General features: G+C 73.8%; 10 protein-coding genes and 1 pseudogene. 5 read left to right on the top strand and 6 right to left on the bottom strand.

The window, feature by feature from the left end; all coding sequences use genetic code 11:
• Positions 1–74: 74 nt before the first annotated feature.
• The gene (locus tag NLX85_RS12875; RefSeq protein WP_254334766.1) at positions 75–1718 is read right to left on the bottom strand and encodes an ABC transporter substrate-binding protein; all 1644 of its coding nucleotides are present in this window, start codon (positions 1716–1718) and stop codon (positions 75–77) included.
• A 430-nt stretch (positions 1719–2148) separates the two neighbouring features.
• On the opposite strand from NLX85_RS12875, the gene NLX85_RS12870 reads away from it, so the two are divergent.
• Complete coding sequence (locus NLX85_RS12870; RefSeq protein ID WP_308210718.1) at positions 2149–2883, top strand: PIG-L deacetylase family protein; 735 nt, start codon at positions 2149–2151, stop codon at positions 2881–2883.
• 18 nt (positions 2884–2901) lie between these two features.
• Here NLX85_RS12870 and NLX85_RS12865 read toward each other — a convergent pair whose 3' ends face one another.
• Together NLX85_RS12865 and NLX85_RS12860 are read right to left on the bottom strand one after the other, a co-directional pair.
• Positions 2902–3582 (bottom strand): response regulator transcription factor, encoded by a 681-nt coding sequence (locus NLX85_RS12865; protein ID WP_091322263.1) that lies wholly within the window; start codon positions 3580–3582, stop codon positions 2902–2904.
• Positions 3583–3584: 2 nt separating this feature from the next.
• Positions 3585–4826 (bottom strand): ATP-binding protein, encoded by a 1242-nt coding sequence (locus NLX85_RS12860; RefSeq protein WP_254335543.1) that lies wholly within the window; start codon positions 4824–4826, stop codon positions 3585–3587.
• Between the two features lie 189 nt (positions 4827–5015).
• Here NLX85_RS12860 and NLX85_RS12855 point away from each other — a divergent pair, with 189 nt between their 5' ends.
• The 3 genes and pseudogenes from NLX85_RS12855 (at position 5016) to NLX85_RS12845 (ending at position 9019) form a co-directional block, all read left to right on the top strand.
• Positions 5016–6899, top strand: coding sequence for a PspC domain-containing protein (locus NLX85_RS12855; protein WP_254334765.1), 1884 nt, complete (start codon positions 5016–5018; stop codon positions 6897–6899).
• Positions 6896–7171 (top strand): annotated as a pseudogene (locus tag NLX85_RS33655) (hypothetical protein); the annotation flags it as partial. The gene NLX85_RS12855 and the pseudogene NLX85_RS33655, both read left to right, overlap by 4 nt.
• A 600-nt stretch (positions 7172–7771) precedes the next feature.
• Positions 7772–9019: a phosphatidylserine decarboxylase gene (locus NLX85_RS12845; RefSeq protein WP_254334764.1), complete on the top strand. Its 1248-nt coding sequence runs from the start codon at positions 7772–7774 to the stop codon at positions 9017–9019.
• A gap of 57 nt (positions 9020–9076) precedes the next feature.
• Here NLX85_RS12845 and NLX85_RS12840 read toward each other — a convergent pair whose 3' ends face one another.
• The 3 genes from NLX85_RS12840 to NLX85_RS12830 all read right to left on the bottom strand — a co-directional run bounded on the left by NLX85_RS12840 (position 9077) and on the right by NLX85_RS12830 (position 12353).
• On the bottom strand, positions 9077–10015 hold the full coding sequence (locus NLX85_RS12840; protein WP_254334762.1) for a phosphatidylcholine/phosphatidylserine synthase: 939 nt from the start codon (positions 10013–10015) through the stop codon (positions 9077–9079).
• Between the two features lie 345 nt (positions 10016–10360).
• The gene (locus NLX85_RS12835; RefSeq protein ID WP_254334761.1) at positions 10361–11272 is read right to left on the bottom strand and encodes an NUDIX hydrolase; all 912 of its coding nucleotides are present in this window, start codon (positions 11270–11272) and stop codon (positions 10361–10363) included.
• A gap of 133 nt (positions 11273–11405) precedes the next feature.
• The gene (locus NLX85_RS12830; protein ID WP_254334759.1) at positions 11406–12353 is read right to left on the bottom strand and encodes an NUDIX domain-containing protein; all 948 of its coding nucleotides are present in this window, start codon (positions 12351–12353) and stop codon (positions 11406–11408) included.
• A gap of 144 nt (positions 12354–12497) precedes the next feature.
• On the opposite strand from NLX85_RS12830, the gene NLX85_RS12825 reads away from it, so the two are divergent.
• Positions 12498–12863, top strand: coding sequence for a PspC domain-containing protein (locus NLX85_RS12825; protein WP_254334757.1), 366 nt, complete (start codon positions 12498–12500; stop codon positions 12861–12863).

The raw sequence follows: 12863 nt of genomic DNA, 5'->3' as shown, positions 1-12863 counted from the left end.
TACACCCCCTCGCGGAACGGCCCCGGGTCGGGCTCACCGGTAGGCGAGCCCGACCCGGGGTCAGACCGTTCGGATCAGAGCTCGACCGAGGTGATGTCGAGCTCACCAACGTTGGTCAGCTCAATCTTCTTGATCTTCTCCGAGTGACCGGACTGCTCGCCGCTGAAGTAGATCGGCATCGTCGGGACGTCCTGGTCGATCAGCTTGACGGCCTCGGCGAACTTCTTGTGGGCCTCCTCGAGGCTGGGGGCCGCGGAGGCCTCCTTGGCGAGGGCGTCCACCTGCGGGTTGCTGTACTTGCCGTCGTTCGAGGAACCGCCGGTCACGTAGAGCGGGTTGATCCAGTTCTCCACGTCCGGGTAGTCCTGCTGCCAACCGGCCCGGTAGGCACCGGTCATCTTGTAGGCGTTGATGTTCGCCCGGAAGACCGCGAAGGTCGGCACGCCGACGGCGACCGCGTCGATGCCCAGGTTGGTCTTGATCTGCTGGGCGACGGCCTCCATCCACTCCTTGTGGCTGGCGTCCGCGTTGTACGACAGGGTGAGCTTGCCCTGGAAGCCACCGGCCTGCTGGAGCAGCTGCTTGGCCTGGGTCGGGTCGAACTTGCAGGCGGTGCAGTTGCCCGGCTCGGCGCCCGGGGTCAGCGGGTTCGCCCAGCTGTCGGCCGGCTTGCGGTTACCGAAGAAGATCTTGTCGGTGATCTCCTGGCGGTTGATCGACATGGAGATGGCGCGACGCAGGTCCTTGTTCTGGAACCGCTTGTCGTAGATCGGGAAGGCGATGATGCCGGTCGACGGGATCGTCGTCTGGATCGCCCGGTCGCCCAGGTCGCTCTTCCACTTGTCACCGGCCAGCGAGGAGACCGGGACCTGCTGCTGGAAGTCCAGGTTGCCGGCGAGCAGGTCGTTGTAGGCCGCCGTGTCGTCCTGGTAGATCTTGACGGTGACGTCCTTGATCTTCATCTTGTCGCGCAGGCTGTAGTCGTCGAAGCGGGTGAGCTTGATCTCGACGTCGTCCTGCCAGGAGACGAGGCTGACCGGGCCGTTACCGATCGGCTTCTTGCCGAACTCGGCCGGAGTGGTCTTGAAGAAGGCGTCCGGCAGCGGCATGAAGGCGCTGTAGCCGAGCTTGGTCGGGAACACGGCGGTCGGCGCGGAGAGCGTGACCTCGAAGTTCCAGTCGTCGATGACCTTGAGGCCCGACAGTTCCTTCTTCGCCGGCTCCGGGGCCTTCTTCGGGCCGTCCGGGCCGTCCGGGTCCTCGGTGTAGGTGTCGTTGAAGCCCTGGATGTCCGCGAAGAACGAGGCGTTCTGCGCGCCGTTCGGGCCGTACGCCGCCCAGTTCCAGGCCTTGACGAAGCTCTCGGCCTTGACGGTGGTGCCGTCGTGGAACTTGGTGTTCTGCTTGATCTTGATCTTGAAGACCTTGGAGTCGCTCGTTTCGATCGACTCGGCCAGCAGGTTCCGCGGCGCCCCACCGTTGTTGGGGTACTCGACCAGGCCACTCCACACCCAGTCGATGATCTTGCCGCCACCGGTCTCGGTGGTGTTCGCCGGAACCAGGGGGTTCTCCGGCTGGGTGCCGTCGATGACGATCGCGCCGTCCTTGCTGGCGCTGGCGTTGCCACCGTCGTCGTTGCCGCTGGAGCAGCCGGACGCGACGAGCGCGAGTGCCGCGCCCACCGCGAGCGCGCCGCTCGCCCGCTTCGAGACTCTCATTCCGAGGGGCCTCCTCTTTCTAACCTGGTTCCGTCGTGAGTTTCACGCACGTTTGGGGGGTGACACCACCGACGACCCGAACCACAGGTCGCCGGCTTACCGCAGAGGAAATCGGGACACCCCAGGGGTACCGATCCGCCGGGCGCCACACCCTTCGGCGAAGACACCGCGCAGGGTCGACAGCCACGCGCGGCGCGTGGAGGCGGCGTCACGTGGTCGGCGGGCCCGACGGGGTGCCTCACACCGGGGGGTGAGGTGCTGCCACTGTGACACTCACCGGCCCTTTGCGTGAAGGTGCCGTTATCAAGCCGTTAGTTGGTCGCCACGTTGCCGATACTTGAGAAAAGATCATGAAACACGTGGATCGGACCGCTCTGAACAGGTAAGACACGACCACACGAGGCGGAACCACCCGCGTAGGCTCGGCGTCGTGAGCTTCCCCGCGTCCGCTCCGGTGCTGCCCGACGTCCACCGGGCCCTCGCAGTTTTTGCCCATCCGGATGATGTCGACTTCGGCTGTGCGGGCACCATAGCCGGCTGGGTGGATGAGGGTATCGAGGTGGAATACCTCATCGCCACCCGGGGCGACTCCGGCGGCTTCGACGACACGCCGCGTGCGGAGATGCCGGCCCGGCGCGAGGCGGAACAGCGGGCCGCGGCCGCCGCGGTGGGCGTGCGCCGGGTCGACTTCCTCGACGGGCACACCGACGGCGTCATGACACCCAGCCTGGCGCTACGACGGCAGATCAGCGCCGCCATCCGCCGGTTCCGGCCCGACCGGGTGCTGACCAGCTCGCCGCTGCGGCGCTGGGAGCACCTGGCCGGCCCGAGCCACCCCGACCACCTGGCCGTCGGCGAGGCCGCCACCTGCGCCGTCTACCCCGACTCGCGCAACCCCTTCGCCTTCCCGGAGCTGCTCGACGAGGGGCTGGAACCCTGGGTGGTCCGGGAGATCTGGTACGCCGGCGGGCCCGGCCCGGACCACGTCGTCGACGTGACCGACCAGGTCGACCGCAAGATCGCCGCGATGGAGGCGCACCGGTCGCAGACCGCCCACCTGGACGTGCCGACCTGGGTGCGGGACCGGCTCACCACGATGGCCGACAACGCGGGCCTCCCGCCCGGCCGGCTGGCCGAGGCGTTCACGGTGCTGCGCACCGAGTGACGCCCCGGGCCGGCGCGGTCAGACCAGCCGGCGGTCGGCGGCCCAGCGGGACAGCTCGTACCGGTTGGACATCTGGAGCTTGCGCAGCACGTTGGAGACGTGCGTCTCGACCGTCTTGATCGAGATGTACAGCTCCCGGGCGATCTCCTTGTACGCGTAGCCCCGGGCGAGCAGCCGCAGCACCTCGCGTTCCCGGTTGGTGAGCTGGTCCAGCTCGGGGTCGGCCACCGGCGCGTCCGGCCGGGACGCGAAGGCGTCCAGCACGAAGCCGGCCAGCCGCGGGCTGAACACCGCGTCACCGTCGGCCACCCGCCGGATCGCGTCGGTCAGCTCCTCCGGCGAGATGGTCTTCGTGACGTAGCCCCGGGCGCCCGCCCGGATCAGCCCGATCACGTCCTCGGCGGCGTCGGACACGCTCAGCGCCAGGAACCGCACCTGCGGGTGCGTACGCCGCATCGCCTCCAGCACCGCCCGGCCGCCGCCGTCCGGCATGTGCACGTCGAGCAGCACCACGTCCGGCTGGGTCGCCGCGATCCGGCTGACCGCCTCCGCCACCGTGCTGGCCTCGCCCACCACCTCGACGCGCTCGCCCAGCTCGGCGCGGACGCCGGCCCGGAACATCGCGTGGTCGTCGACGAGGAACACCCGCAACCGCCCGTCCCGGGGCGCCGCGCCCTCGACCGGTTCCTGCTCGACCATGGTCATCTGTCCCTTTCCGCAGTGGAGCCGGAGCCGCTGATCGGGAGGATCAGCCGGACCTCGGTCCCCTCCCCCGGCTCGGACCGGATCTCGGCCCGGCCACCGTGCCGCTTCATCCGTCCGACGATCGAACCTCGGACGCCGTGCCGGTGATCCTCCACCGTATCCGGGTCGAAGCCCTTGCCCCGGTCCCGGACGAAGGCGCTCACCTGGTCCGGCTCCACCTCGGCGTAGAGCGAGACGGTCCGCACCTCGGCGTGCCGGGCCGCGTTGACCAGCGCCTCCCGGGCGGCGGCGACCAGCGCCCCCACCCGCTCGTCGGTCTCCCGGTCGCCGACCACCACCGTCTCCACGGTGATCGCGAAGGTGTCCTCCACCTCGGCGGCGGCCTGCTCCAGCGCGGCCGCGAAGCGCTCGGTCGGCGAGGCGGTCGGCTTGTAGAGCCAGTTCCGCAGCGACCGCTCCTGGCCGCGGGCCAGCCGCTGCACCGTCTTGACGTCGGCGGCGTTGCGCTGGATCAGGGCGAGGGTGTGCAGCACCTGGTCGTGCACCATGGCGGCCAGCTCGGCCCGCTCCTGCTCCCGGATCCGGCCCTCGCGCTCCGAGCGGAGCTGGTTCCACGTGCGCCAGAGCACCGGGCCGGTCACCACGCCCACCCCGGCCAGCCCGACCAGGGCGAAGATGATGCCGTTGAGCACGGCGTCGAAGTTCTGCGCGGGCGAGTAGACCGCCGCCACGCCGATGATGCCGACCGCGACGAGCACCCCGCCGCCGATGAAGCGGAGCACGAACGAGCGCCGGTCGCTCTCCTCCACCACGGCGCCGAGCCAGGGCACCGCCATGGAGCCGCCCCACTGCCGGCGGCGCTCCGGCGCGGACTGGTGCCAGATCACCCCGGCGCCGACCGCGATGATCGCGACCAGCCAGCCGGCGGTGCCGGCCGCGCCGACCGAGTCGAAGGCGACGACCTGGAGCAGCAGCACGCCCAGCCCGATCGCCACGAAGGGCAGCAGCTGGGCGAGGTCGCGGCGGGGCGGGACAGCGGTGTCGCCGGGCCGCGGCGGGACCACCGCCCAGAAGGCGGCGTAGAGCAGCAGCCCGAGACCGCTCAGCCCGAGCAGCACCATGAAGGCCACCCGGACCCGGAGCACCGAGATGCCCAGGTGTTCGGCGAGGCCGGCGGCCACACCCGCGGCCAGCCGGTGCTCGGTGGCCCGGTAGAGGCGCGCGGGGTGCGGGGTCACGGTGCTGCTGATCGGAGGCTCCCGGGTCGGGGACGGCGTGTCGGCGGCGGCCGACGTCCCGATCGTCACACGGCCGGACCGCCCCGGACCACGGGGACGCCCCGGACATTCGCCGTCCCGGGATCTCAGGGTGGGGTCAGGGTCGGGTCCTGAGGACGCTCGGGCGGCCGGGGAAGCAGGATCGGAGGCATGACCGAGGACGCTGCCCGTCCGCCCCGCCCCGGGGCGGCAGCACAGGACGGGCCACCGCCACCCCCGCCGGGGCCGGCGCCCACCGCCGCCGACACCACGGCGCCCCCGCCGGCCGGCGCCACCCCGCCGCCCACCGGCGGCGCGCCCTTCGCCGACCCGCCGCCCGCCGGATACGCCCCACCGCCCGGCGGCGCCGGCTTCACCTCGCGGTACGGGCTGGTCCGCCCCCGGGAGGGCCGCTACCTGGCCGGCGTCTGCGCGGCCATCGGCCGGGCCACCAACACCGACCCGGTGCTGTGGCGGGTGCTCCTGGCCGTGCTGGGGTTCTTCGGCGGCATCGGCATCCTGGTCTACGTCACCGCGTGGCTGATCATCCCCGGTGAGGGGGACACCGCCTCGCCCGTGGAGTCGATGCTCGGCCGGGGCCGGTCCAGCATGTCCCCGATCACCGTGATCGTGCTCAGCATCGTGGTCGCGGTCGGCTTCGGTTACGTCGTCACCAACGGGTTCCGGGCGATCCTGCTCGGCGCCGTGATCCTGATCGGCGGCGCGCTGCTGCTCAACCGCGACCAGCGCGGCCCGGCCGCCCGGATGGCGGCGCCCGGCGCCCCTCCCGGCCCACCGCCGGGCCCGGTGCCCCCGATGGCCTGGCCGGCGCCGTCGGCCCCCGACGTGCCTGCCGCCGCCGGACCGGTTCCGCCACCGGCGACCCCGTCGACGCCTTGGTCCGGCGCGGCGGCCGAGGCCGTGTCGTGGTCCGGCGAGCCGCCGGTCACCGGCCCGCCGGCCACCCGGCCCGAGCCGGGCTACCCGCCGGCTGCCCGACCGGAGCCGGGATACCCGCCGACCACCCGGCCCGAGCCGGACTATCCGCCGGCTGCCCGGCCGGAACCGGGATACCCGCCGGCCGTCTCGCCCGAGCCGGGCTACCCGGCCGCGCCGGTCTCCGCCGCCGGCTGGCCCGCGGCGACCGCCGCCCGCCCGGCCTGGTCCGAGCCGGAGCCCACGGTGGCATTCCCGCCGGCCGTCCCGGGCAGCCGGTCCGGCGAGGCGTGGCCGGTCACCGAGCCGACCCCGGCCTGGTCCGCCGCGCCGACCACCGGCCTCCCCGTCGGCGGGCCCGCCGCCGTGCCGCCGCCCGCCCCGATGGGCGCGCCGCTGCCGCCGGGCGGCTACCGGCCGCCGTTCGCCCCGCACGGCCCGTACGCCGGGTCGACCCCGCCCGCCCCGCCGCCGCCGGCCCGCCCGGCCCGGCCGCCGAAGCGGCCGAAGGAACGCTCCGCGCTCGGCGCGATCACCTTCTCGCTGATCTTCCTGGCGCTCGGCGTGGTGACGATGTTCGACCTGCTCGACGTCTTCCCGGTCGGCGCGGCCGGCTACTTCGCGGCGGTGCTGGCCACCATCGGCCTCGGGCTGCTTGTCGGTACCTGGTTCGGCCGGGCCCGCTGGCTGATCGCACTCGGTCTGGTGACCGCGGCGGCGCTCGGCATCGCCACCGTCGCCGATTCCTACGACCGGGTCCGCGGCATCGACGGCAACGTCACCTGGGCCCCGGCCGACTACCGGGACCTGGCCGACCGGTACGAGAACAACTTCGGTGACGCCGTGCTCGACCTGCGCAACGTCGACTTCGACAAGAAGGACACCCAGGTGACCGTCGCGGTCAACTTCGGCAAGGCGACGGTGGTCGTGCCATCGAACGTCGACGTCACCACGGTGGCCGACGTCAACGCCGGTGACGCCACCGTCTTCGGCCGGCGCACCGGCGGCCTGAACGGCCGCCAGTGGGAGAACACCGACCTCGGTCCGGACGGTCGCGGCGGTGGAACGCTGCGCCTGCTGGTCCACGTGAACGCCGGAAACCTGGAGGTGACCCGGTGAAGGCTCACCGCACCGACATCGTGTCGTTCGCCTTCGGGCTGGCCTTCCTCGGGCTGTCCGCCTGGTGGCTCCTGGCCCGGATCCTCGGGCTGGCGCTGCCTCCGGTGGGCTGGTTCCTGGCCGGCGCGCTGATCCTCATCGGACTCCTCGGGCTGGTCGGTGCGATGCGCTCCGGCCGGCACCCGGAGCCGGAACCGGCGGAGGCCACCGTGTCCGCCCCCTACGAGGAGGGCACGCCGGCCGGCTCCACTCCGGCCGCTGAGGAGGCCGACGAGTGGGCCACCGACGCGGTGACCGACACCCCGTTCGCGGCCCGGGAGGACCGCCCGTTCGACGAGGAGCCGCGCTGGTCACCGGCCACGCCGGGGGCTCCGGACGAGCCGGTGACCCGCGAACTGCTCCCGGTCGAGCGGGAGCCGGCCGAACCCGCGACCCGCGAGCTGCCCGTCGACGAGGAGCGAGCCGGCACCCGTGAACTGCCGGCCGCCGACGAGCAGGCCGGCGCGGGCGGACCAGCCACCCGCGAGCTGCCGGCCGTCGACGAGCAGGCCGGCGCGGGCGGACCAGCCACCCGCGAGCTGCCGGCGGTCGATGAGGAGCGCGCAGGCACGGCTGGGCCGGCAACCCCGGAGCTGCCGGCCGCCGACGAGGGGGCGGAGCGGCCGGGGGGCGGTCCGCGTACCGGCGGGGACGGGCCGGGCTGACCGCGACGGTGCGGCACGCCGATGACGCCGCCTATGCTGGCTGGTGGAGATCTCGCCTCCGTCGGCCGGCCCACCCGTGGCGTACCGGTCGCGGTCGGGGCGCCCGGTCGGCCGGGTCCCCCGGGTGGTCCCGCCTTCCGTCTCTACCTCGTCAGGAGCCCGTCCGAGATGACCCAGTCCCCCGCCGTGCGCGTCACCGGTCCCGCCGGTGCGGTCCGCGCCGGCGAGCGCGCCGCCCGTACCCTCGTCAGCGAGTTCGCCCGGCGTAACGACGCGAAGGCCGGCCTGCTGGTCGGCGCGACCCCGGAGTCCGCGGTGCTGGCCGCGGCGATCGAGGCGCTGCTCCCCGGCGACCGGCTCACCGTCGTGCCGGCGGAGGGCGCCTCCGCGGCCGCGCTCCGCGCGCACGTGACGGCCCAGGGCCGCTGGGTCGCCGACCGGGTACGCGTGGTCGACACCGTCGCCGAGGCGGACGCCGCCGCCGTGGTGGTCGCGGCCGAGCCGTTCGCCGGCACCGCCGAGGAGGCCCGCACCGCTGTCGACGGGCTGGCGAAGTACCTCGCCGAGGGGGGCGTGCTGAGCGTGGCCGCGCCGCTGTTCCGCACCGAGGGCGCCGGGGCCGAGCTGGACCGGCAGGGAGTGCTGCACGGCGTCCGCACCGACCTGGTGCTGCGCAACTCCCCACCGGTACGCGTGCAGCACCTGCGCTTCACCGCGGCGCCGGCGGCGCTGGCCGCCTCGCTCTCCCCGGCGTACCGGCCGTCGAGCGTGCCGCTGACCCGGAGCATGCACATCGACTCGAACGGCGTGGCCGCGGCCGGCATCACCCTCGGCCTGGCGGCGCTGGCCCGGGCCGCCCGGCCGAAGTCCAAGCTCTGGCTGCTGCCGGCGCTGGCCGCCGGTCCGGTGGCCGCGTTCTTCCGGGACCCGGAGCGGGACGTGCCGGAGGACCCGTCGGCCGTGGTCGCCTCGGCGGACGGCCAGGTGCTCTCGGTGCAGCGGCTGCACGACGAGCGCTTCGGCGACGGGGAGTGGCTGCGGATCGCCGTTTTCCTCTCCGTGCTGGACGTGCACGTCAACCGCTCGCCGGTGGCCGGCAAGGTGGTCGACTACTTCGTCGCCGACGGCGGCTTCGTCAACGCCATGAAGCCGGACGCCGAGCACAACGTGGCGGCGTACACGGTGCTGGACACCGACCACGGCACGGTCGTCGTGGCGCAGCGGACCGGGCTGATCGCCCGCCGGATCGTGCAGCGGGCGCCGGTCGGCGCGCTGCTGGCCCGGGGCGAGCGCTTCGGCCTGATCCGGTTCGGCTCGCGCACCGACGTCTACCTGCCGGCCGACGCCGCCGAGCCGCTGGTCGGCCCCGGCGACAAGGTCGTCGGCGGCGCAACGGTCATCGCCCGCTGGAGCTGATCCCAGGGACGCGAAAAGGGGCGCCGCTCTCGCGGCGCCCCTTTTCGGTGGTACGGGTCAGGCGGTGCGGCGCTGGTGCAGCCACAGCAGCGGGCCGCTGACCAGGTAGCCCACGACCACGAGGGCGAAGGTGAGCCGGATGTCGACCAGCGCGCCGACCACCGGGGCCAGCCAGAGCCACGGCGGCAGCTTCACCAGCCGGGCGAGCTTCGCGTAGGGGAAGCTGGACACCATGGCGAAGGCGAGCAGCGCCACGCCGGCGACCATGACCAGCCCGGAGACCGGCAGCCCGATCGCCACGGTCAGGGCCAGCACGGCGGCCGCCATGGTGGTGGGCACGCCGCAGAAGAACCGGCCGTCCTTGGGCGAGACGTTGAACCGGGCGAGCCGGATCGCGGCGCAGGCCGCGACCAGGGCGCAGGCGACCGCGGCGGCCGCCGGCGGCACCGAGCCGGCCAGCGAGGCGTAGACCACGACCGGGGCGGCGAGGCCGAACGAGCACATGTCGGCCAGCGAGTCCATCTGCGCGCCGAACGGGCTGGCCACGTTGAGCTTGCGGGCCAGGGCCCCGTCGAGCCCGTCGAACGCGACGCAGGCGATCAGGCAGAGCGCCGCGACCCGGACCTCGCCCTGCATGGCCAGGAAGATCGCCAGCATGCCGAGCATGAGGCTGCTCAGGGTGCAGGCGTTGACCAGCGCGAACTTGGCCCGGCGGGCGGCGGTGCGCTCGCCCGGCAGCAGCGGGATCGACATCGCCGGCGACTCGTCGACCGGCGCCGCCGGGCCGAGCGCCGGGCTGACCGGCATCACGGCCTCGACCTCGGCGTCGTACCGCGGGGCCTCGACGTCGGCGTCGTAGCGGCCGTAGCGGAGACGCTGGCGGTCGGACCAGCGGTGGTCGGGGGTGACCAGGTCGGTCCCGGTGACGGGGCCGCCGTCCCGGCGGCCCACCCGGACCAGCAGCACCTGGCGGGCGAACGTGCTGCTGCGGCGCAACCGGCCCGCCCAGCGACGCCCTGCGGGGCGCGGACTGTCAGTCGTACGACGCCGGCGCCATGGGGCTCTCGGCACGTTTCCTCCATCACCGGATCGGGTGACCGCCACGCGGGCGGGTGTCCGGCTGTCTCGTGCCGGACCTTTCGGGCCCGGCAGCCCATTTGCGGAGTACACCATTGCACAGGGGATAGGGGGTTGGCGATAGCTGCCGGCGGTACTTATAACTCGCTTAACCGCGCGAACCGCTCTCTTATTCCCATCTCGGGCTTCAACGCCCGTTTTCGTCGCCCATTCCCCACAGCCGACTGTACCGGAGGCGGCCCACGGTGGCTCGGTGAGCGGGCGTCAGCTCCCCCGATGTCCGGTTGCCCGGGCCGCCACGTCGGTCATTCGCAGGCCGCTGACCTGCTCGGGAGCGAACCAGGCCGCCCGGGCGGTGGAGCCGCCCGCGAGCTCGGTCACCACCGCGTCGGTCGGGACGTCCACCCGGACGTCGTAGATCACCCGGACGCCGTGCCAGTCCAGCGGCCGGCCCTCCGGGCCGAGCGCGGCCGGGTTGTGCAGGTTGTCCACGGCCATGAGGTCGACCACCCGGCCGAGCTGGCCGGCCTCCTCGACCAGTTCGCGGAGCAGGCCGGCCGCGGGCTGCTCGCCGTGGTCGGTGCCGCCGCCGGGCAGGTGCCACTTCCCGGCGCCCGGGTAGCCGTCGGCGATCATGGTGAGCAGGACCCGCCCGGCCGGGTCGGTGACCAGCCCGTACGCGGCGAAGCGCTGCCGCCGGTCGACGGGCGGGACGGCCGCCCCGGGCGGCAGCGCCCGGGGCAGGTCCGCCGGCAGCGGCGACACCGGCAGCCCGAGCAGTTCGGCGGTGAACGGCATCAGCGGTACGGCCGCCGCCTCGTCCGGGGTGAACCAGCCCACCTCGTCGCTGCCGCCGTTCGGCTCCGGCCGGAGCTCACCGCCGCGCGCCTCGACCTCGAAGACCAGCCGGTCGGTGTGCATCGCGACACCGTCGGCCCGGAAGACGGCCACGTCGGCGACGGCGGCCCGGACGGCGCCGGCGGCGACAATCAGCCCGGTCTCCTCGACGAACTCCCGCTCGACGGCCCGCGCCGGATGCTCGGCGTGCTCGATCCCACCCCCCGGCAGCTGCCACACCCCCGGGTACGGACACCGATCGGACCCCCGAGCCAGCAGAACCCGCCCAAGCCCGTCAGACAGCACCCCGTAGGCCCCGACCCGCCGCCGCTCCTCCACCAACCGTTCCTCTCCCCGCCCCGCCCGCCCCGTCGATCATGAACTTATTGCCCGCCGGGACGGCGTGTCGTGGCAATAACTTCATGATCACCGAAACGGGGGCGCGGGGGCGCCCCGGGGGGTGGGGTGGGGGTTAGAGCAGGTGGGCGGCGTGTACTGCTTCGGCCGTTACCTCCGTGAGGCGGTCCGTCGGGAGGGCGCCCAGTTCCTCGCGGCGGAACCAGCGGGCCTCGCAGGTGGAGCCGCCGACGTCGGCCACCGTGGGCGGGGCGGGCTGGTCGACGACCACCCGGTAGAAGGCGCGTACGCCGTGCCAGTCGATCGGGTAGCCCTCCGGGCCCAGCGAGGCGGCGTCCCGGTGGCTGGCCACCCCGAGCAGCTCGACGAGGCGGCCGGTCTGCCCGGTCTCCTCGACCAGTTCCCGGATGAGCGCGGCGCCCGGCTGCTCGCCGTAGTCGGTGCCGCCGCCGGGCAGGTGCCAGCAGCCGGCGCCCGGGTAGCCGTCGGAGACCCGGGTGAGCAGCACCCGCTCCTCCGGGTCGGTCACCACGGCGTACGCGGCGAAGCGCTGCGCCCGGTGCAGGCCGTCCGGGCCGGGGACGGCGTAGAACGAGGGGAACTCGGGGACCTCTTCCGGCACGATGTCGTCGCTGGCCGTGGGCAGGCCCAGGGCGCGCGCGGTGAACGAGCGCAGCGGCAGCTCCCGGGCCTCGTCGAGGGTGAACCAGCGGGCCAGGTCGGTGGGGCGGTCGACCCGGTCGGCGAGCGTCCCGCCCCGCACCGAGACCGTGTAGAGCAGCCGGTCGGTGTGGATCGTGATGCCGCGGTCGGGCAGCGCCCGCATGTCGGCGAGGACGTCCTGGAGGGCGGCCACGGAGACCGAGAGCCCGGTCTCGGCGGCGGTCTCCCGGACGACGGTGTGCTTGGGGTCCTCGCCGTGGTCGACCGCCCCGCCGGGCAGCGACCAGGTGCCGGGGGTGCCGGAGCGCTCCGATGCGCGGACCAGCAACACTCGGCCGTCCGAATCTGCACAAACTGCGTATGCCGCGATCCTGCGGAGCGGCTCCAGCAAGGTGGTCACGGGAGGAAATTCTCCCCGGATGCCGTTACCCGCATCGAAAAGAGTCAGATTCCTGACTCTTAGCTGGCGCCTCAGGGACGCGTCAGGGTATGACTCCGGGCGGTCACCGAGGTCGCCCGCCGGCCCGCGCGGGACCGTGGACACATGACCTCCACGCACCCCTCCCAGGCCCCGTACAAGCAGCTCCGCCGGCCGGTCACCGACCGGATGGTCGCCGGCGTGGCCAGCGGCCTCGGCCGCTACTTCGCCGTCGACCCCACCCTCGTGCGGGTGGCCTTCGCGGTGGCCACCCTGCTTACCGGCGGGCTCGCCGCGCTGGCGTACCCGATCATGTGGTTCCTGATGCCCGAGGAGCCGGCGGGCGCGCCCGCCTGGCCGCATCCCCCCGGCACCGCGCCCGGCTGGCCGCCCGTCCCGCCGCACGCGGCCCCGGCCACGCCGGAGCCGGCGCCCCGGCCGGCGCCTCAGCCGCCGATTCCGCCGACGCCGCCCATGCCGCCGGCGGCCTGA

The sequence above is a fragment of the Micromonospora sp. A3M-1-15 genome (genome assembly GCF_024213425.1).
GTDB lineage: Bacteria > Actinomycetota > Actinomycetes > Mycobacteriales > Micromonosporaceae > Micromonospora > Micromonospora chersina.
Note: the sequence above shows the minus strand (reverse complement) of the source record. Positions and strands in the feature narration are given on the sequence as shown.